Here is an 18,289-nt window from a genome sequence, read left to right as displayed (position 1 = left end):
GTATATTTTTAAGAACAACAGAAAGTCGATGATTGTGGCAGGGAAACTTTGCACACACCCGTCTCCGGTAATGATAACTTGACCTGCTTCGCACGTGCCTCGTCTCCGACAAGAAAAGCAACGACTGATCGAACTTGTTCATAACCGGTCGCAAGCAGGAAGGTCGGAGCACGACCGTAACTTTTTGCACCGACCAGATAAAGTCCGAGATCTGGATGACGTAACTCCACTTCTCCATGTGGACGGACAGTTCCGCAACTATGAAGGTTCGGATCAATCAGAGGAGCAAGTATTCGACTACTCTCGGTGACAGGGTCGATATCAAGCCGTACTTCCTCGAGGAACGAAAAGTCGGGTCGATTTCCTGCATTGACGATCAACTGATCAATGTGATGAAGGGACCGACCATCTTGAGCAGTGATGTCAAACGACTTTCCTTTCGATTCAATGGATTGGGTCTTGAAGCTGGAGTGAACCCTAATCTGATCTCGTTCAACGAGCTGACGGATACGCGAACCGAGTGCTCCGCGACCTTCCAGTGCATCCTTGTCTTCTCCGCCGTAAGCTTGAACTGGGTCCGATTTGCGAAGGATCCAATGAATCTCCGTTTCAGGATGTTGTGCTTTAATGGAAACAAGTTCAAGGAGCGAGTTCAAAGCCGAGTGCCCGCTACCGATGACAGCGACGGATTGATTAGCGAAAACAACAGTATCACGTTTCGCATCTACGATCGAATACCGGACAGGTAAGTTCTGCTCAATTTCGACTCGATGACCAGAACTGATTGCAGGATTTGGTCGCCCAAGGACGCCAGACGCATCGATGACCGCGCGAGCGAGAATATGTTTACGACCATTCGGCGTATCTATGACTAATTCGAACGGCGTTACTTCACGTGAGGCATTTGTCATCTTGTCTAGACCTGCCCGTGAGATCGAGAGAATCTCATGTTGGAAATGTAGAGAGGGAGCAATTTCCGGTAATGCAGCAAGTGGGGCAAGGTATTGTTTGATCAATTCAGTTCCGGTCGGCACAGCATCGTTTGCTGGTGCAATCCAGTCCGTCAGCTCGAGCAAGTGACGTGCTGCGTCACTAATATTGTATTGCCACGTCGAAAACATCCGGACGTGTTCCCATTGTTTGATATGGTGGGCAATCGAAGGACCTTTCTCAAATAGTAAAAACGATTGACCTTCCACTACAAGTTGAGCTGCAGCTGCAAGACCGATCGGACCGGCACCGATGATGACGATGGGGTGGGAAGAAGCGTATGACATGAATAAAACCTCCTTTTTATTTGTAGGTTGCAAGTATTAGAGACATGGTTTACAGCAGACGTCACTCTCGCCCATCTTCGTGTTCAGCAAGTCGATTGCCTGGAGGACATGTGCTTTTTCGAAGGAAGTCATTGATGAGAAGATGGAATCAAGATACGTGTTCATCTCTTCGTCAATGGCTTGAGCAACACGTAACCCTTTCTCGGACAGGCGAAGTAGGTGAATTCGCCGATCGTTGATCGCGGGACGCTTTACGAGTAGATCCCGCTTAATCAATGTTTGTACTTGTCTGCTGAACGTAGTGATATCAAGAGCGAGTTGATCCGCAATTTCTTGCATTGCGGAGTCAGGATGTTTGGCAACCTGATACAGCAGATGACTTTGAACGAGAGATACCTCTTCATCTAGGACGGCACAACAATTTTTATTCAATAATCCGAAGCGCCGGGTGAACGTTTGAAATAACTCACGCGTTTCATTCATGTATAGATCTCCTTTCTCTATTTTGCTTATGAATCAGTTATACGCTATAAACTTGCAAATTGCAAATAATAAATATATGATTTTCTCATATTCAATTTTAAATAAGGAAAGGGGGAATTGGATGCTTGTTCGTTCGATGGAAGAGGAAGATCGTAGCACTGTGTTAGCCATCTATCGTCAAGGAGTAGAAGAAGGGAACGCGACGTTCGAAACGATGATTCATGAGCAAGAGTGGTGGACAACGCTGACGCAATCTGAACGATTCATTCTAGAGCAAGGTGGAAAAGTGATTGGCTGGGCTAAACTGGGACGCGTTTCTGAACGTCATGTCTACCGTGGCGTACGAGAAGTCAGTATATATCTAGAGCGTTCCGCTCGAGGACTCGGCGGTGGACGATTCTTAATGGAGGCATTGATCACCTATGCGGACGCCAACGGGATATGGACGCTTCAATCACACATGTTCCCAGAAAACATCGCAAGCAGACGGCTGCATGAGCGACTTGGGTTCGAGCTAGTCGGTCGACGACGTGCCATCGCACAGCATCATGGTGTCTGGCGAGACACGTTGTTATTGGAGCGACGAAATGACCTCAGGTAATGAAGTGATGTTTACACGCTTGGTTGTTCATTTCAAATTTTCTAGCATGACCTGCCTTCGCTGAAGCGAGGGTTTTTTAGTTTATCCGTTGATGGAAGAAGGAAAGTACTAAAGACGAATGATGTTACTTAAAATGACGGAGGAGGATGGATGGATGTTGCACGCCTTATTCTTGAACTGCACCTTAAAAGCATCACGTGAACCATCGAATACGGAGGCGCTGATCCGTGACGTGATTGCATATTGGAAACAAGAGGACGTCACTTCAGAAATTGTCCGCATCGTCGATCACCAAGTGGCGTTCGGCGTCACGGAAGACGAAGGCAACGGGGATGAATGGCCCGTGATTTTCGAAAAGGTGAAACGAGCGGACATCGTTGTCATCGGAACACCGCTCTGGCTGGGAGAAAAAAGTAGTGTTGCGACGCAAGTCATTGAACGATTGTACGGAGGGAGCGGCCTGACGAACGATCTTGGACAAGCAATCTACTACAACAAGGTCGGTGGCGTCATTGTCACGGGGAATGAAGATGGAGCTAAACATGCGTCTGCCTCCATCTTGTACGGTCTGTCGCATATCGGCTTTACGATTCCGCCGAACGTCGATGCTTACTGGGTCGGTGAAGCGGGACCAGGACCATCGTACATCGAAGCAGGACGGAACAACGACTTTACGAAGCGACACGCACAGTTTTTAGCTGCCAACCTATATCATTTTGCCAAGATGTTAAAGGAACATCCGATTCCAGCAGAAGGGAATGTGATGGAATGAAAAAACAACGTTTAACAGGATACGGTGTCGCAACGTTGTTCGCGATGAGTTTGATGCTTGCGGGTTGCGGAAATGACGAAGCGTCGACGGACAAGGTCGAAGAAGGATCAACGAATTCGAACACGACCGACGATACGATGCAAGACAAGGATACGGTAACGAAAAATGCCGACACGGATTATGGCTTCAACAGTCTGTCGATTGAAGCGGACGTTGAAGGGGATAACGATGCCATTGATATTAGTTATGATCGGGATAATGACGGAACGGAAGCGGAATATCGCTATAAAGGGGAGCAAAAGCAAGGAGACGACGCGATGACGGAACTCGACGCGAAGTTCAAGAACTTAAAGATTGATGCGGATACATCTGAAAAAGAGGTCATCAGTGAGGTTGAGCGTGTGTTTGCGATTCAAGATGCTTCCCGCTTAGAGGTTGAAATCGAATTCTCAGATGGAACCGAAAAAGAATATAAAAAATAAACAACAGGTCTGCGCCCGTAAGGGGTGTAGACCTGTTGTCTTAGTGTAGCTTCACGTGAGCGAGGACACCGTAATGATCGCTCGGTACAAGGTGATGCTGCAGTCGATGATTTCCGATCAGCTGGACGTGCTGTAAGGTCACGGGTGAAAGCGAACGCCGACAGAGTAACCAATCATATCGAACGAGGCTTGTGATGCCGTCATTCTTCCTTGCGTACGGATTCATCACGGAATCAAGCGTCGCGGCGGCAATCTGTCCTGTACGAGCGGCAAAACTACCGGCGAGATCGACCCATTCCTTAAGCGCAGCTTGATGCAGAGCAGAGTTTGGACCATCATTAAAGTCACCGCCTAAGAACTCGATCGTCGTGTCATCCGTCTGTGAGGCAATCCATTCGTTGACGAAGCGAAGTTGATCGAGTCGAATGTCTGAAGCACGCCAATTGAAATGAATGTTCGTCACGGCAAAACGAATACCGTCAATCGAAAACGGGATCCGAATCGCACAGTGGTGGTTGATGTTTGCTGTCGCAGCGGCACTCGAATCCGTTCGTTCAAACGGTAATTTCGTCAGGATGGCAAGTCCTTCGTCCGGTGAATCGATGTAAGGATCCATCATCCAATACGGATAACCGGTCGCCTCTGCGAGGTGCTCAGCGATCGAGACGAATGGTTCATCCGGATGAAACGTCGACATGACTTCTTGCAGGAGGAGAATATCCGGTTGGTGTTGCTTGATCTCCGCGCATAACGCCTCGAACCGTTCTTGTCGTTTGTGCGGGTGATGCCAGATGTTATATGTCGCAATCGACAATGAAAGACTCATAGCTGTAAGCCCATCAACACCGTATCGTAAAAGCAACCATCCGATAGTAACCGGTCATGACGCAGTCGTCCTTCTTCTTGAAATCCATGTCGCTGATAGAGGCGAATGGCGCTGAGGTTCGTCTCAACGACTTCGAGCTGAATTTTTTGCAGGGATTGCGCTTTTGCCCAAGCAATCATTCGTTCCAGCAGTTGGGTACCGATTCCTTGCCCCCAGTCGGATTGAAGTACACCGAGTCCAAATGATGCCTTGTGCGCGAAACGTTTTAAATGAAAACCACGACATCGGGCGTAGGCGATGAGTCGTCCATCACGCTCGACGACGAGGATGCGATCCGGAACCGAGGAATCGCGTAACTGATCTGCGAAATCCGTCGCGGTCATCACGTCCTCACCAGGCATTCGGTCGAAGTATTCCGTTTCCGCATCGAGTATTTGGCGGAGTTCGGCGAGGGCTTCAGCGTCACTGAGTCGAGCCGGTCGAATCTGGTACCGTTGTGTATCGAACGAGTGGTGCATCGTCTGCATATGTAATCCTCCGTTCTAGATGGAATATGCTATCATTATGGCAGGAATGGTATCATTTGTAAATTTAAGGAGAGAAGAGATAAAAATTCAAACTGGAACGAAGGAAGATAGGACATTCATCCGCGAGCAATTGATTGCCTACAATCGGCAACATGTTCCTAAAGCCTTATATGAACAATCGGAAGAACTTTGTTTTACAGCATCTAACGAGAAGGGCGAATGCATCGGAGGAATTACCGCGTCTTACGGTTGGCAACATATTCATGTCCAGTTCCTTTGGGTGAGCGATACAGCACGACAGGCAGGTGTCGGAACCCGCCTGCTGCAAGCAATCGAAGGATATGCGAAGGAAGCAAGGTGTACGAAAATTCTTTTGGACACGTTCGATTTTCAAGCACCAGACTTTTACCGCAAGCATGGTTATGAAGAGTATGGACGACTGACCGATCATCCATCGATTGGACAAACTCAATACTTCTTCGTCAAGCGACTTTAACGCCGGACGTGCACGATCCAAGCCGTCATGTACGTAAGTGTTCCGATTGATAAGACAAGAGCAATCGCATAAAACGGAAACGCTGGATACAGTTGGAATAACGGTTGCTCAAACAAAAAGGCAATCATTAGAACGGGAAGGCTGATCATAAAAGCAACGTACGCTGCTCGAGTCGCTTTACCGGTGATCAGTGCCTCACGTTCGTCGGAGTCGGAAAATTCTGCTGTCGCGTACGAACGCGAACGATCTTCTCGTAAGAAATAGCTGACGATCGAGAGGACTATCGCAATCACTAGCACTGGAAGGACACCCATTACATCTAATTTCAGCGACAATCCCGTACCGGATACAGGATCATCTTGAAATAACTGCAGATTAGCATGAATGGCACTAATGAGATAAGCAGCTAAAAAGTAGAGACAACAATTAAGTAAAGATTGAGTGACAACACGTTTCATCAGGATTCCTCCTCTAATTGAAATAGTTCCTCGATCGGGCAATCAAAGACGCGGCCAATCTGCATCGCGAGTAAGAGCGACGGCGTATAGCTTCCTTTTTCAAGTGAGATGACGGTTTGTCGTGTCACACCGATTCGTTCAGCGAACTGCTCTTGTGTCCACTTGTGCTGTTGACGATACAGGCGGACGTGGTTCGTCAGTTTCATCTGACGACCTCCTTTCCAGTTGTTTACATTGTAAAGTCAGGTTTACATTTTGTAAAGTAGACTTTACGTCATGTATGTAAAAAATGGAGCTGACTCAAAAGTCAACTCCTTAGACTGAAGACAAAGCGTAAATTTTTTTTAACGAAAAGGTTTGCGCTTTTTTGTTCATCTCGAATCGTTTTCCTGAGACAAGCATCGCTTCTCTGCAGGGTCGCACTTGCTTGTTTTCCCTAGGAAGTGATATGGAGTGAACAAAACGCTTCTTTGATCCTTCTTCCGGATATAAAAAAATGACGCATTACACGCCACTCCTACAGGAAAAGCGCGATTTTGCGCTGTCAGAGACAAACAAGACCCGTTTTCCTGCTCGAACGGAGCGGGAAAACGGGCTTGTGTCTTGCCTGAGGAAAGGGCGTGAAAAGACGCGTCATTTTTGGGGGCAGTCATCTGAAGCCCACGTGAACATTAAAATGCGTAAGGTGTCAAAATGACAGCCATGAGACAGGTGAACGTCGTCAATCCCTGATGATGACGTAAGGATAAGAAAAGCGTGACCAGCCCAGTGATCGTCATACCGGATAAAATCCATCCTAGCCAAAACTCCGTGCTATTCGAAGCAATCGGGATACTCAATAAGTAAGCTGTCGTGTGCGGAAAGAAGCCGATGGCATCTAACAGGATACCGCCAAAGACACCCATCAGCAGCAAGCCGATCGACAGACGAAATAGTGCTTGACGTTTAATCATATGCATGCTCCTATTCTGTTTGGTTGACGCAAGAAATCCTACTGTTACGCCTATTCAATATGTTTCTACAAAAAGCGAGGGATTCCTTTCTGTTATCTATCCCTGAACTTTATCAAAAATCCTTGCTTCTGCACATCAATCGGAATATTCAGATAATTATCGGGTATTCTTTTGAAAACGCCATCGCCGATTCAGTGGAGAGGAGAAGAGAAGATGATGCCTGAACTGATACCGGATGACCGGGAGCTCGAACGAAGGATTCGGATCGTCCATCTGTTGCGAAAACTGGGGAAGACGGACGAAGCGATTGCCCGATCTTTATATGTTTCGATTGAATGGGTTCAATCAATTTATGAAGAAGACGACTGGCAGCAAATGCAATCATCCTAAGGCAAGGACGTTTCGTCCTTGTTTTTTCGCGTGTTCCGGTATACTAAAACAAGTATCTCAAATCGAGAGGATGAAATGAAATGAACGTTGCCATCATAGGAGCAGGAATCAGTGGTTTGTATCTCGCGACGCGTATGCAGGAACTTGGACACGCCGTGACGATCTATGAAGCACGTGACCGAATCGGCGGTAGAATCGAGACGATTGATTTCAACCTAGCAGGACAATCATATGCGTTTGATCTTGGACCGACTTGGTTTTGGTCGGACAGTGAACCACTGATGGTTGATTTGATCCATCGATTCGATTTACAGACACTGGAACAATATGCGACGGGAGCACTTCGACTCGAACGGGCTGACGGCATCGAGTCACATGTGATTATGAATCAACCGACGGCGCTTCGCCTTCGTGACGGAATCCGCTCCGTTGCTACGGCACTTGCTGCACGACTCACACCGGGAACGATTCGACTCAAGTCTCCGATCAGCCAGATTGATGTCACGAACCGAATTGTCGTCAGTTCAGGAAGGAAGAGTCAACCGTTCGATGAGATCGTTCTCGCACTACCACCGCGTCTAGCGGCAACACTATCATTTGTGCCAGCTTTACCTGAAGCAGTTCTGGGTGAACTTGCAGCATTACCGACCTGGATGGCGCAGCAAGCGAAATGCCTTATTCTTTACGAGAGACCGTTTTGGCGTGATTCAGGCTGGTCCGGTCAGGCAATCAGCTGGACTGGGATGGTGCAAGAGATTCATGACGCTTCCCCACAAGATGGACCGGGAGCGTTGTTCGGTTTTTTCCGGACGCCGGCACGTGAACGACAGTTATTGACCGAGGCGGAAATCAAGGAAACGGTACTCGCGCAGCTGGTTCGTCTGTTCGGTGAACAAGCACGTCAGTCGATTGGTTGGGCGTATAAAGACTGGTCGACGGATAGTTGGACAGCAACACGAGCCGATGCAGCACCGCTCGTGGATTTCCCGGCGTATCATACCATCAATCTCGGAGTGGAGCAGGCAGCGATTTCATTGATTGGGACAGAGACCGATCCGAGTCATGGTGGACACTTAGAAGGCGCATTACAATCCGTTGAACGTTATTTAGAAAAGAGAGGAAGAGAAAAATGATCGAGACGCTACATTATGATGTGTTTACATCGACGCCAGGAAACGGTAATCCAGCTGGGGTCGTCTTAGACGCCGATCAATTGACTGAGTCGGAAATGCAACGAATTGCTCGGATGAACGGCTTTACCGAGACGACGTTTGTCTTGTCATCCGAGCAAGCGGACTACCGCATGCGCTACTTTGCACCGGAACGGGAAATGGATTTATGCGGCCATGGTACGATCGCTGCATTGACGGCACTTGATTCAAAGATCCGTTTATCTACGGCATGTCAGATCGAGACAAAGTCAGGCAGCTTGCCTGTGATGCGTTTAGCGAACGGCATGTTTCGCTTGCAACAGGGACAACCACGTTTACATCAGTTTGACGGTGACATAAAGCAAGTTCTAGCCGCGATTGGTCTCGAGTTGACACATCTCGATGACCAATGGCCAATCGTATACGGCAGTACTGGGAACTGGACACTGCTCCTCCCGATTCGTCGACTTGAGGACTTCCACCAGATGATGCCTGATAACCAACGTTTTGCCACCGTGTTGACCGATCTCCCACAAGCCTCGATTCATCCGATTTGTCTCGATACATATGACCGACAAGCGACGATGCACGGACGTCACTTCTCAGCAACGGGAGCAGGGAGCGTTGAAGATCCGGTTACGGGAACGGCGAGTGGTGTGATGGGTGTCTATTACCGAAAATTCATCCAGCCACTTGAAACGGAAACAGCGATCATCGTCGAACAAGGACACGAGGTGGGTCGACCCGGTCAGGTCGGAATCCGTATTTCTGGCGAAGGTCTTGATCACAGCAAATGGAAAGTCGAGATGGACGGGCAAGCCGTCTTTGTCGGCGTCAAGAGAGCGGGAGAGGAAGAGACAGATGTTGAAACACTTCATTTGGGATTTTGATGGCACCTTGTTTGATACATATCCGGTGTTAGTCGATGTGTTCGTGGAATTACTCGAGCGTGAGGGGCGAACGGTTGAACGCGAGCAAGTAGCAGAGCTGATGGCGATCTCGGCAAAAACGACGTATGAGGCGTTTGGTGTGTCCGAAGCGTTCATTCTGAACTACAAGCAACAAAAGATGATCATCGAACAAGAACAGTCTGAACCGTTTCCCGGAATCCGTGAACTGCTAGAGGCGTTATCGACGAGAGGTGCGACGCATCATATCGTCACCCATCGCGGAACATCGATTCATGCGTTGCTTGCAAAACATGGGTTGACGCATCATTTTCAAGACGTGTTGACGGCACCGGATGGATTCGCCCGAAAACCGGATCCGGAAGCTGTCACGTACTTGATCGATCGGCACCAGATGGCACGAGACGAGACGATCATGATTGGAGACCGGGAACTCGATGTCTTAGCCGGACATCGTGCCGGTATCAAGACGTGTTTGATAAGCGAACATACGAGTCAGACCGTTGCGACGTATACCATAACGTCGCCCGGTCGATTAAAGGAATTGTTACTGACATAAAAACAGCCCCGCTTCCAGTGATGGAAACGGGGCTGTTTTTTAAGAAGACAACCGATCTGCTTCGGTTGCTTCAGCGCGTGGTGTACGCCAGAAATACGTCAGTAAAATGCCGACTGCGAGCATAACTGTCGCGAAATAGAACGGATAGTTCAAATTGACGTCAAAGAGTAGTCCACCAACGATCGGTCCGAGAATGTTGCCGATGCTCGTAAACATCGAGTTCATTCCACCGACGAATCCCTGTTCATTTCCGGCAATCTTCGAAAGATAGGTCGTGACAGCGGGTCGCATCAAGTCGAACCCGACGAAGACGACCATCGTCACAAGAATGATCGAGAGATAGTTCGTCACGAACGTCATCAAGACGACGAGCAGTGTCGAACCGATCAAACTGTACCGGATCAAGCGAATCTCACCGAACCAGCGTGTCAAACGATCGAACAGTCCAACTTGGACGATGACGCCGACGATCGCACCGAGAGAAATTGCGAGCGCAATGTCCTTCGCTGTGAAGCCGAACTTCCGGTCGACGAACAAGGCGAATAACGACTCGAATGAGGCGAGACCGAACGACGAGATCAACAGGACAAGAAAAGCGATGAAATAGATCGGGCTGAAGACTTTCCGGAAACCGGTCTGTTGTTTGACCGTCGTTGTCTCGTAGTGACGTTTCGGTTCCTTAAGCGTAAAGACGGATAACACCATCGCTGTCAAACCGAACGCAGCAGCAAAGAAGAACGGTGTCCGCGAGCCGAGGTCAGCGAGAAACCCACCGATCCCCGGTCCGATGATGAAACCGGTCGAGATGGCAGCAGACATATATCCGAGCGCTTTCGGACGAGTCTCGTTCGTCGTGATATCAGCGATGAATGCCGTGACGGCTGGCATGATGAAAGCAGCACTGACACCACCGAGAATCCGTGACGCGAACAGGACTTCGACGCTTTGACCGAGACCGAATAAGAGCTCGGACATACTGAAGATGAATAAACCGATGATGATCATCGGTTTACGTCCGTACTTATCGACGGCACGTCCCGCGAGTGGTGAAAGAATCAGTTGCGCAAAGGCGAAGGCGGAAACCATGTAACCGACCGTCGCCCCGGAGATGTTCAACTCGTTCATGATCGTCGGTGTGACGGGAATGACGAGTCCGATGCCTAAAAAGGCAATGAATAAGTTGAGCAGGAGTGTACTTAAAATCAATGTATTGTTTTGCATAGTTCACCTCAATAGAATTATATCGTTTTTGACATACCGCGCCAGACGATCGGCCAGACAGCTTGCTGTCGAGCGTGAAACGCGTCGACACCGTTGTAGACGAGTTCCGTCAGCGTACCTTCCGCAACCGTCAGATAGGCGAGAGCGGCACTTTTGTAATCCGTCGAATAGAGAATCTGTTCCGTTCGGTCTCGTTCGCGTAGTAATCGCGTCAATAGATCGTGCAGTGAATCGAAAAACGGATTGAAGCGGTCCGTCATTTCTTGTTCGAGCTTCTCCGGTGGAAAATAGGCAGCCCGAAGGATGAATCGCATCAGGATATCGTCTTGCTGTTCCGAAATGAACCAATCGAAGAAGCCGTGCAGCGATTGCTCGAGCGGCTGCTGCCGCGTACTCGTGAAATACGTCGCAAAGCGGCGCTTTTGTTCTTGTAGGGCATACGTCGTCGCTTGCAGGAACAGGTCGTCCTTCCCTTTATAGTGCGCATAGATCGATGGCTTTTTTATGCCAACCTCTGTCGCGATCTCTTGCAACGATGCCCCTTCATAGCCGTGCGCAGCAAAATGATGGATGCTCGTCTGTAACAATTGTTGGGCTTTCAGATGAATCACCTTCCTAACGGTCGTTAGGTAACACTGTAACAGCAAATTTCAAATGTAGTCAATCAGATTGTCTTACCGCACAAAAAAACTGACTCCGCGAAGGCGGAATCAGTTAAGGAAAAATCATTATTTATTCATGACACGACCGCGTGTTGCGACGCGTGAGCCGACGATTCCTGCGAATGACGTAAAGATGAGAGTCAGAAGCAGTCCGACGAACGCCCAGATTGAAACTTTTGACGCCGTTTGTGTCGCTTGTTCTGTTTCCTCGCGGACATCTTGGACCGTTTTCTTGAGGTCAGCGGATGTCTCATCAAGCGTTTGTTTAGCAGTCTCAATTTGTTGCGTCGTTTCTTTTGTTGCCGTGTTGAGACCATCAACGATGTTTTGCGTCGCTTCTTCCGCTTCAGCACCTGTCAAATCGGTGTTTTTCGCAACAGCATCAGCGATTTTATCTTCATCGACTGATTTCTCGATTTTTTCAGCTCGTGCTGTCAACGAATCACCGAGATCCTGGACGATCGTATCGAAGTTCTCTGGTTTCGTGATCGCTTCCTTACCAGCAGCCGTGACGTCTTCTTGAACAGCGTCAAGTTCGTTTTGCAAGTAACCTGGTTGCAATTCTTTGATGTCAGTATCTTTTAAGATTTCATCGACGTTCCCTTCAAGTTCTTTCGTATCAACTTGTGACACGTTTTTCGTAATCGAATCGAATCCTTTCGTCGCAGCGTCTTGCGCCGTCGAAGCAACGGATCCGATACCGTTACCAGCCGCACCACCGACCGTACCGAGTAGTGAGCCGACCGATTGTAACGTATTGACCGTCGTGAACGTCAAGAGAGCGAATAGTAAGATGACGCTCGTCGACCATGTCAAGAAACCGTGGACGAGACCGGCACGTGCCGACGTCACACCGGAGACGAATCCAGCAACGAACAGCGAGATAAGCAATGAAAGGATTGCCCAGATGATCAAGCCAGTTCCGACACCATCGAATGGGTTATTTGACGTGACGTCCGTGACGCCGAGTCCGATCGCTGAACCGATTAAACTAAATAAGATCAATAAAGATAGAAATGATACCACACCTGCAAAAATCGAGCTCCATGAGATGTTACGACCTGCTCCGTCCGCTTCCGCTCGGAAATGCGACGAAAAGCCTCTGTTTGTCTTTTCCATAATAAGCACTACCTCTCCCCAAATTGGTCTTTCAAGTTCGAGATGTTCATGAATGTAAAAGCTTCATCTCAAGTTTCTTACGCGCATAGCTCTTATATAACCGGTAACTAAATAAGAGAAACCTAGTATTACAGGTACATGATTAATGGTCGTCTGAACTTCAACGAAGTGATATTGGTTGCGTTTGAAGAAAAAGCATCGTACACTCTTATCAAGTGTCACGTTATACTGTACAGTTTAAAATCAAAAGGAGGTGATCCCCCGCTTTTAGGGGGATACAAGTTGGACATCGTCTTAACACTGAATTTGTTGTTGCTCGTCGTATTGATTGGTTTGACCGCGTTTTTCGTCGGTTCGGAATTTGCTGTCGTTAAAGTCCGGATGTCACGTCTCGACCAGATGGTGCAAGAAGGAAAAAAGGGAGCAGTACTTGCGAAGAAGGTCGCAGGAGATCTCGATTATTACTTGTCGGCCTGTCAGCTCGGTATCACGATTACTGCACTTGGTCTGGGTGCACTCGGGAAACCGACCGTCGAGAAATTGTTGACACCGGTCTTTGATGAACTTGGTGTCGCCGTTGCGCTGTCAACGATTCTCTCATACAGTATCGCTTTCATCTTCGTGACGTTTCTCCACGTCGTCATCGGAGAACTTGCACCGAAGACGCTCGCGATCCAGTATGCGGAACGGATGACGTTACTGCTAGCTCCTTCACTCTATGTATTCGGAAAAGTCATGTATCCGTTTATCTGGATCATGAACGGTTCGGCCCGTGTCCTCTTGCGGATGTTCGGTGTGAAACCAGCCGGTCACGAACAAGCCCATTCCGAAGAAGAGTTGAAGATCATCATGGCACAAAGTTTTCAAAGTGGTGAGATCAATCAATCGGAACTCGCCTTGATGCAAAACGTCTTTGCGTTTGATGAGCGTGTCACGCGCGACATCATGGTGCCACGGATGAACATGATGGTCATTTCGGACGAGATGAGTTGGGAAAATCTATTACAGACGATGTCTGACAATCCGTATACACGTTACCCGGTCAGTGAAGGAACGGATAAGGACCGGATCAGTGGTTATATCAACGTCAAGGAAGTGCTCGCCCATCACGCGGTACAAGACGAACGAGAACTTGCCTCGTTCCTTAAACCGTTGCCAGTCGTCTCGGAATTGACACCGCTGCAAGAAACACTCTTGAAGATGAAGCAGACACGGTCACACATCGCTCTCGTCATCGACGAGTATGGTGGGACATCCGGTTTGATTACGATGGAGGATATTTTGGAGGAAATCGTCGGTGATATCCGCGATGAATTCGATGAAGCGGAGCAAGCCGAAATCGAACAGCTACCGGACGGCTCGTACCGCTTAGCGGGTACTGTCCTATTAGTTGAAATCGAAGAACGATTTGGTCTTCGGTTCACTGAAGCAGAGGCGGTCGATACGATCGGTGGATATATCCAATCACGGACGGCTGCTTTTGAAGAGGGAACGATCGTCACAGATGAGGCGTTTACGCTTGAGATCTTGCGTTCTGCCCAATATCAGATTCAGGATGTCAAGTTGACCTTGCCGTCAAGCTAACAGAAAGACCCGTTTTGCTTAGTAGTTCAATCTACTAAGCAGACGGGTCTTGTTTAATGGACCGAGGACTTATGGCAATCATCAAAAAAGTAAAAAAGTGTCATTCGATCAATAATGAGCCTGATGATAAGTCTGACCGACGAGATCACGAATCGATAAGATGTGTCGATAAGCTAACGTATATTACTAGATGCTCGGGAAAGGGTTTCCTTCATTCAATAAAACAATCTAGTTTAGTCCTAATTATTGTGATTTTCCATTCAATTGTCAGAGGATCGAGTCGATATAAAGAATGAAGTCCACATATGAATGAGGGAGAGAAGCATATGAAATGGTTCGCGAAATCAGCATCACCGTCCTTCGATACGCGCATCGAAGACGAACGCGCTCATGTCGTGTTGAACGTTCCGACATCCTTACATGAACAATTACGTTTAATCGGTCTAGAAGCAGTCGATTTACAAATTGTCCGGGTCATCCGCGAAGATGTATCCCGTTGGATGCCGAGCATGGTCGACGCGTTCTACGAGGAGCTGGTTCGTGTTCCGTCACTCCGGCATTTGATTGAACAGCATTCGACGCTCGAACGATTGAAAGGCACTCTCGCTCGGCACATCCTGCAAATGTTCGATGGTCAGGTGACGATGGACTACATCGAAGCCCGGCGCCGGATCGCTGAACGGCATGTTCAAATCGGGCTGCATAATAAATGGTATATCGCCGCCTTTCAAAAAGTCTGGAACGTCCTCAGTGAACAGATTGACGGCAGTGATTGGCCGGAAGCAGAACGTGTCCGGATCATGCGGGCAGCGGGGAAACTCTTCAACCTCGAGCAACAGATCGTCATGACGATGTATGAGGATCAAATCGATGAGGAACGCCAAGCGATCGCGACAGCCAAACGGCACGTCGGAGATGGCGTTCAAAAATCAACGGAAGAACTTGCTGCGATGAGTGAAGAATCGTCAGCGAACTTCCAGGAGATTGAACGGCACGCCAAACACGTCTCGACGACGACAGACGCAATTTCGATCCAGTTGACGGAAGCGGTCAGTGAAGCAGAAGCAGGTGTCGTCCTCGTCGAAGAGGAGACACGTCGCTTTGAACATGTCGTTGCAGATTTATCACGGACGACCGAACAAGTCGCTGAACTGTCTCGTCTGTCGCAGGAAATCGAGCGAATCGCCGGGATGGTGACGACGATTTCTGATCAGACGAACCTTCTCAGCTTGAACGCCTCGATCGAAGCTGCGCGTGCCGGGGAGATGGGGCGCGGATTTACCGTCGTGGCGCAAGAAATTCGGAAACTCGCTGAAGAGAGTAAACAGTCGGCAGCCGAGACGTCGCGGATCGCCCAAGAAATCACGCAAAAGATGCTCGTCGTCTCAGAGCGGATGGGAACGACGGAGACGGCGGTTGTCCGAACGACGACGGAGATGCAACAAGTCGTCCGTGCCTTCTCACGTATTTCGGAACAGACGGATGCGGTCTCGCGGCAAATTCATGAACTATCGACCGATACGAAGGATGTCGCCGGGACGATCGAAGGTATGCGTAAGATTGCAGAAGCGATTGCTGAGACGGCGGATGACTTACAAGAAGTCGCAGCAACCTTATAAGTGATCCCTCCTTTCTACGGGAAAGGAGGATTTTTTTGTCGTTTTATGGAAAAATGTAAAGTGGAGGTGTGAAGAATTCATGATGAAAAGTCTTGGATTGATTTTTGTATGTATGATCGCTTTTGTAGGAAATTACGTGATAGCAGGTGACCTCGCTCCACGGGAGTTCTATGCCTTACTCGGTTTAATGGGTGTCGCTTTCTTGACCGGCGGGATTGAATGGTGGGAAATCCGGCGCGATTTACGCTATCGGGGAGTAGAAGAGGGGATATCCGTTCGCTTAGCGGACCGATCGAGCCGAAAGACGAATACGGTCTTTCTCGCGCATGAACGATGGCTGACGTTCTCACGTCGTTACGCCACGTGGTGGCAGGCAATCCTTGCGCGCTTCGAAAAGTTCGAATCATTTTTCCTCGACGTAACATTCGAAGGAGACGGGGAACAATTACAAATTAAAGAGACGAAAACAGAGTGGCTCCGTAATACGACACATTTCGTGATTCGCAAAGACGGACGCGATGTCGGAACGATTCGCACCGATGCGGCACTTCGTCAGCAACTGCAGCTGCAAGAAGTGTTACTCGTCTCGTATGCCGATCAGGAGTATCAGATTCGATCCTCGACGCTTACGGGAAAAGTCGGCGTCTATCAAAACGGGGATTGTATCGCGACGGGGTCACGACACGGGGCGCGACTCGTGTTTGACTGTGATACGAACGAACGTCTCTTAGCCGTCGCCAGTATGATCGTCTTTCGACTTGTTTATTCGAAATGATTTTATTTCAAATACCTAATTTAGAAAGGAATTCATCATGATTCAATTTCAAGGAAGTCCAGCATTACATACTGAACGGCTACGATTACGGAAGGTTCAACTGTCAGATACGGAAGCCATGTTTCAAAACTGGTTATCGGACGATCGTGTCATGCGTCATTTGATCAAAGGACCACATGAGACGATCGCGCAGACGAAAGAACGCGTAACAGAAATTCTTGCTTCCTACGAAGAGAAAACCTTTTGCTATTGGGGGATAGAAGAGAAACACAGTGGAACGTTGATTGGTGTCATCGATCTATTTGCTTTCGATGCGACAACGGACCACTGTGAGGTCGGTTATTGTATCGGATACGACTGGTGGAATAACGGATACGGTAGTGAAGCATTAACAGCAGTCCTTGCCTTTGGTTTTCAAGAGATGCATATCCATAAAATTTCAGCCGCCCATAATATCGACAATCCAGCTTCCGGGCGGATCATGCAGAAGGTCGGCATGATTCAAGAGGGAACGGTACGGGCGATGATCCGCAATGCAGCAGGAGAGTATAAGGATTGTGCGATCTATGGGCTGCTTCGTGAAGCATATGACTTGAAAAAAAATCTTTAATTCAAGTCAAAAAACGCGATGTTTCCTCATAAAGAGGAGCATCGCGTTTTAAATTTTTAACCGGTCTTTCGGATCGATTCGAACAATCGCCCTTTATAGACGTCAGCAATCGTATTGAGGAACGTCTCGCTCAACTTTTTCGGGAAGAACGGTTTTGCATATACATAGTGATATGCCTTCTTCAAATCATCCCACTGTGTACACGGTTCCGTTTGACGGAATCGAGCGACGTCGATGATCCGTGTTCCGTTTGCCGTCAAAAGGATATTGCGTAAATGGATGTCTGACGGATTCAGACCGACGGATCGTGCTTGTGCTAAAGCCGTATCGACTGTCGTTAAGACGGATTCCGGGATGAACGTCCCGCTGACGAGACATTCGAATAACGTTTGACCTTCAATGTATTCAAGCACGATATAATCGGCACCATATTCGTAGACTTGCGCATAGGTCGGAAAATCAGTCAACTGTGCGTAGATGCTCCCTTCGAGATCAGCGAGCGATCGAAACGACGGGTAAAATTTCTTGATGACGCGATCCGTGCCGCGGATGCGAAAGACGAACGCACTTCGTCCTGTCCCGATTAAGTCAAGTTCACTCGGAAGATGCTCGATCGTACAAACGAAGCCTGTTTCTTTCAATTGGATCAATTGCGCTAACTCAGCGTCAGTTTTCAATGGTGTCACTTCCTTTCCTCCTTCATTTCTTATACCCATTATACGCTCATCTGACAGGAAAAGTTTCAAAAATCGCTTGTGTGTGAAAGTTTTGAACATTATGTGATATGCTAAAAATGCTACACTGTTACATACTTGA

23 protein-coding genes are annotated in these 18,289 nt (G+C 48.4%); 12 read left to right on the top strand and 11 right to left on the bottom strand.

Annotation, left to right across the window (positions count from 1 at the left end; all coding sequences use genetic code 11):
• Positions 1-8: 8 nt before the first annotated feature.
• Both AC3B4V_RS12220 and AC3B4V_RS12215 read right to left on the bottom strand, forming a co-directional pair.
• Positions 9-1,277 (bottom strand): NAD(P)-binding domain-containing protein, encoded by a 1,269-nt coding sequence (locus AC3B4V_RS12220; RefSeq protein WP_488378582.1) that lies wholly within the window; start codon positions 1,275-1,277, stop codon positions 9-11.
• Positions 1,278-1,313: 36 nt separating this feature from the next.
• A complete protein-coding gene (locus tag AC3B4V_RS12215) occupies positions 1,314-1,760 on the bottom strand; it encodes a MarR family winged helix-turn-helix transcriptional regulator (protein ID WP_058713063.1) in 447 nt (148 codons plus the stop codon).
• Positions 1,761-1,881: 121 nt separating this feature from the next.
• On the opposite strand from AC3B4V_RS12215, the gene AC3B4V_RS12210 reads away from it, so the two are divergent.
• From AC3B4V_RS12210 to AC3B4V_RS12200, 3 genes are all read left to right on the top strand, one after another.
• Entirely contained in the window at positions 1,882-2,361 is a 480-nt protein-coding gene (locus AC3B4V_RS12210) for a GNAT family N-acetyltransferase (protein WP_488378581.1), read from the top strand.
• A gap of 154 nt (positions 2,362-2,515) precedes the next feature.
• Complete coding sequence (locus AC3B4V_RS12205) at positions 2,516-3,133, top strand: flavodoxin family protein (protein ID WP_055968026.1); 618 nt, start codon at positions 2,516-2,518, stop codon at positions 3,131-3,133.
• Positions 3,130-3,615 carry a YusW family protein gene (locus tag AC3B4V_RS12200; RefSeq protein WP_230088549.1) on the top strand — a complete coding sequence of 162 codons (486 nt, stop codon included), beginning with the start codon at positions 3,130-3,132 and terminating at the stop codon, positions 3,613-3,615. Before AC3B4V_RS12205 ends, AC3B4V_RS12200 begins: the two co-directional genes overlap by 4 nt.
• A 40-nt stretch (positions 3,616-3,655) precedes the next feature.
• Here AC3B4V_RS12200 and AC3B4V_RS12195 read toward each other — a convergent pair whose 3' ends face one another.
• Both AC3B4V_RS12195 and AC3B4V_RS12190 read right to left on the bottom strand, forming a co-directional pair.
• A complete protein-coding gene (locus tag AC3B4V_RS12195) occupies positions 3,656-4,441 on the bottom strand; it encodes an endonuclease/exonuclease/phosphatase family protein (protein WP_488378580.1) in 786 nt (261 codons plus the stop codon).
• On the bottom strand, positions 4,438-4,968 hold the full coding sequence (locus AC3B4V_RS12190; RefSeq protein WP_488378579.1) for a GNAT family N-acetyltransferase: 531 nt from the start codon (positions 4,966-4,968) through the stop codon (positions 4,438-4,440). The genes AC3B4V_RS12195 and AC3B4V_RS12190 overlap by 4 nt, the downstream gene beginning before the upstream one ends.
• A gap of 46 nt (positions 4,969-5,014) precedes the next feature.
• Between AC3B4V_RS12190 and AC3B4V_RS12185 the strand changes: the two genes are divergently transcribed.
• Positions 5,015-5,464, top strand: coding sequence for a GNAT family N-acetyltransferase (locus AC3B4V_RS12185; protein WP_488378578.1), 450 nt, complete (start codon positions 5,015-5,017; stop codon positions 5,462-5,464).
• Here the strand turns inward: AC3B4V_RS12185 and AC3B4V_RS12180 are convergent.
• The 3 genes from AC3B4V_RS12180 to AC3B4V_RS12170 all read right to left on the bottom strand — a co-directional run bounded on the left by AC3B4V_RS12180 (position 5,461) and on the right by AC3B4V_RS12170 (position 6,875).
• Positions 5,461-5,922, bottom strand: a complete 462-nt coding sequence (locus AC3B4V_RS12180; protein WP_488378577.1) for a DUF2178 domain-containing protein — start codon at positions 5,920-5,922, stop codon at positions 5,461-5,463. The genes AC3B4V_RS12185 and AC3B4V_RS12180 overlap by 4 nt on opposite strands.
• A complete protein-coding gene (locus AC3B4V_RS12175) occupies positions 5,922-6,128 on the bottom strand; it encodes a helix-turn-helix transcriptional regulator (RefSeq protein WP_488378576.1) in 207 nt (68 codons plus the stop codon). Before AC3B4V_RS12175 ends, AC3B4V_RS12180 begins: the two co-directional genes overlap by 1 nt.
• 465 nt (positions 6,129-6,593) lie before the next feature.
• On the bottom strand, positions 6,594-6,875 hold the full coding sequence (locus tag AC3B4V_RS12170; protein ID WP_488378575.1) for a hypothetical protein: 282 nt from the start codon (positions 6,873-6,875) through the stop codon (positions 6,594-6,596).
• A gap of 213 nt (positions 6,876-7,088) precedes the next feature.
• Here AC3B4V_RS12170 and AC3B4V_RS12165 point away from each other — a divergent pair, with 213 nt between their 5' ends.
• The 4 genes from AC3B4V_RS12165 to AC3B4V_RS12150 all read left to right on the top strand — a co-directional run bounded on the left by AC3B4V_RS12165 (position 7,089) and on the right by AC3B4V_RS12150 (position 9,883).
• A complete protein-coding gene (locus AC3B4V_RS12165) occupies positions 7,089-7,265 on the top strand; it encodes a hypothetical protein (protein ID WP_169738094.1) in 177 nt (58 codons plus the stop codon).
• An 80-nt stretch (positions 7,266-7,345) separates the two neighbouring features.
• Complete coding sequence (locus AC3B4V_RS12160) at positions 7,346-8,398, top strand: flavin monoamine oxidase family protein (RefSeq protein ID WP_488378574.1); 1,053 nt, start codon at positions 7,346-7,348, stop codon at positions 8,396-8,398.
• Complete coding sequence (locus tag AC3B4V_RS12155; RefSeq protein WP_488378573.1) at positions 8,395-9,306, top strand: PhzF family phenazine biosynthesis protein; 912 nt, start codon at positions 8,395-8,397, stop codon at positions 9,304-9,306. Before AC3B4V_RS12160 ends, AC3B4V_RS12155 begins: the two co-directional genes overlap by 4 nt.
• Complete coding sequence (locus AC3B4V_RS12150; protein WP_488378572.1) at positions 9,278-9,883, top strand: HAD-IA family hydrolase; 606 nt, start codon at positions 9,278-9,280, stop codon at positions 9,881-9,883. The genes AC3B4V_RS12155 and AC3B4V_RS12150 overlap by 29 nt, the downstream gene beginning before the upstream one ends.
• A 39-nt stretch (positions 9,884-9,922) precedes the next feature.
• Here AC3B4V_RS12150 and AC3B4V_RS12145 read toward each other — a convergent pair whose 3' ends face one another.
• From AC3B4V_RS12145 to AC3B4V_RS12135, 3 genes are all read right to left on the bottom strand, one after another.
• On the bottom strand, positions 9,923-11,104 hold the full coding sequence (locus tag AC3B4V_RS12145; RefSeq protein WP_488378571.1) for an MFS transporter: 1,182 nt from the start codon (positions 11,102-11,104) through the stop codon (positions 9,923-9,925).
• Positions 11,105-11,121: 17 nt separating this feature from the next.
• Positions 11,122-11,715, bottom strand: coding sequence for a TetR/AcrR family transcriptional regulator (locus tag AC3B4V_RS12140; RefSeq protein ID WP_023468277.1), 594 nt, complete (start codon positions 11,713-11,715; stop codon positions 11,122-11,124).
• Between the two features lie 117 nt (positions 11,716-11,832).
• On the bottom strand, positions 11,833-12,885 hold the full coding sequence (locus AC3B4V_RS12135; RefSeq protein WP_488378570.1) for a YrzE family protein: 1,053 nt from the start codon (positions 12,883-12,885) through the stop codon (positions 11,833-11,835).
• Between the two features lie 282 nt (positions 12,886-13,167).
• On the opposite strand from AC3B4V_RS12135, the gene AC3B4V_RS12130 reads away from it, so the two are divergent.
• The 4 genes from AC3B4V_RS12130 to AC3B4V_RS12115 all read left to right on the top strand — a co-directional run bounded on the left by AC3B4V_RS12130 (position 13,168) and on the right by AC3B4V_RS12115 (position 17,473).
• On the top strand, positions 13,168-14,469 hold the full coding sequence (locus AC3B4V_RS12130; RefSeq protein WP_029341672.1) for a hemolysin family protein: 1,302 nt from the start codon (positions 13,168-13,170) through the stop codon (positions 14,467-14,469).
• Positions 14,470-14,795: 326 nt separating this feature from the next.
• Complete coding sequence (locus tag AC3B4V_RS12125; RefSeq protein ID WP_411211464.1) at positions 14,796-16,088, top strand: protoglobin domain-containing protein; 1,293 nt, start codon at positions 14,796-14,798, stop codon at positions 16,086-16,088.
• A 112-nt stretch (positions 16,089-16,200) separates the two neighbouring features.
• Complete coding sequence (locus tag AC3B4V_RS12120; protein ID WP_488378569.1) at positions 16,201-16,863, top strand: hypothetical protein; 663 nt, start codon at positions 16,201-16,203, stop codon at positions 16,861-16,863.
• A 37-nt stretch (positions 16,864-16,900) separates the two neighbouring features.
• The gene (locus tag AC3B4V_RS12115; RefSeq protein ID WP_488378568.1) at positions 16,901-17,473 is read left to right on the top strand and encodes a GNAT family N-acetyltransferase; all 573 of its coding nucleotides are present in this window, start codon (positions 16,901-16,903) and stop codon (positions 17,471-17,473) included.
• Between the two features lie 56 nt (positions 17,474-17,529).
• Here AC3B4V_RS12115 and AC3B4V_RS12110 read toward each other — a convergent pair whose 3' ends face one another.
• Complete coding sequence (locus tag AC3B4V_RS12110) at positions 17,530-18,159, bottom strand: serine/threonine protein kinase (protein WP_244290135.1); 630 nt, start codon at positions 18,157-18,159, stop codon at positions 17,530-17,532.
• Between the last annotated feature and the right edge of the window lie 130 nt (positions 18,160-18,289).

The sequence above is a fragment of the Exiguobacterium sp. E17S genome (genome assembly GCF_057772545.1).
Note: the sequence above shows the minus strand (reverse complement) of the source record. Positions and strands in the feature narration are given on the sequence as shown.

Bases quoted from the DNA above. Each gene is read 5' to 3' on its own strand.
- AC3B4V_RS12190 (WP_488378579.1), bottom strand. From the start codon at position 4,968: ATGCAGACGATGCACCACTCGTTCGATACACAACGGTACCAGATTCGA.
- AC3B4V_RS12125 (WP_411211464.1), top strand. From the start codon at position 14,796: ATGAAATGGTTCGCGAAATCAGCATCACCGTCCTTCGATACGCGCATC.
- AC3B4V_RS12215 (WP_058713063.1), bottom strand. From the start codon at position 1,760: ATGAATGAAACGCGTGAGTTATTTCAAACGTTCACCCGGCGCTTCGGA.
- AC3B4V_RS12120 (WP_488378569.1), top strand. From the start codon at position 16,201: ATGATCGCTTTTGTAGGAAATTACGTGATAGCAGGTGACCTCGCTCCA.
- AC3B4V_RS12135 (WP_488378570.1), bottom strand. From the start codon at position 12,885: ATGGAAAAGACAAACAGAGGCTTTTCGTCGCATTTCCGAGCGGAAGCG.
- AC3B4V_RS12155 (WP_488378573.1), top strand. From the start codon at position 8,395: ATGATCGAGACGCTACATTATGATGTGTTTACATCGACGCCAGGAAAC.
- AC3B4V_RS12160 (WP_488378574.1), top strand. From the start codon at position 7,346: ATGAACGTTGCCATCATAGGAGCAGGAATCAGTGGTTTGTATCTCGCG.
- AC3B4V_RS12175 (WP_488378576.1), bottom strand. From the start codon at position 6,128: ATGAAACTGACGAACCACGTCCGCCTGTATCGTCAACAGCACAAGTGG.
- AC3B4V_RS12195 (WP_488378580.1), bottom strand. From the start codon at position 4,441: ATGAGTCTTTCATTGTCGATTGCGACATATAACATCTGGCATCACCCG.
- AC3B4V_RS12205 (WP_055968026.1), top strand. From the start codon at position 2,516: ATGTTGCACGCCTTATTCTTGAACTGCACCTTAAAAGCATCACGTGAA.
- AC3B4V_RS12185 (WP_488378578.1), top strand. From the start codon at position 5,015: ATGGTATCATTTGTAAATTTAAGGAGAGAAGAGATAAAAATTCAAACT.
- AC3B4V_RS12170 (WP_488378575.1), bottom strand. From the start codon at position 6,875: ATGATTAAACGTCAAGCACTATTTCGTCTGTCGATCGGCTTGCTGCTG.
- AC3B4V_RS12115 (WP_488378568.1), top strand. From the start codon at position 16,901: ATGATTCAATTTCAAGGAAGTCCAGCATTACATACTGAACGGCTACGA.
- AC3B4V_RS12180 (WP_488378577.1), bottom strand. From the start codon at position 5,922: ATGAAACGTGTTGTCACTCAATCTTTACTTAATTGTTGTCTCTACTTT.
- AC3B4V_RS12210 (WP_488378581.1), top strand. From the start codon at position 1,882: ATGCTTGTTCGTTCGATGGAAGAGGAAGATCGTAGCACTGTGTTAGCC.
- AC3B4V_RS12165 (WP_169738094.1), top strand. From the start codon at position 7,089: ATGATGCCTGAACTGATACCGGATGACCGGGAGCTCGAACGAAGGATT.
- AC3B4V_RS12150 (WP_488378572.1), top strand. From the start codon at position 9,278: ATGTTGAAACACTTCATTTGGGATTTTGATGGCACCTTGTTTGATACA.
- AC3B4V_RS12220 (WP_488378582.1), bottom strand. From the start codon at position 1,277: ATGTCATACGCTTCTTCCCACCCCATCGTCATCATCGGTGCCGGTCCG.
- AC3B4V_RS12145 (WP_488378571.1), bottom strand. From the start codon at position 11,104: ATGCAAAACAATACATTGATTTTAAGTACACTCCTGCTCAACTTATTC.
- AC3B4V_RS12200 (WP_230088549.1), top strand. From the start codon at position 3,130: ATGAAAAAACAACGTTTAACAGGATACGGTGTCGCAACGTTGTTCGCG.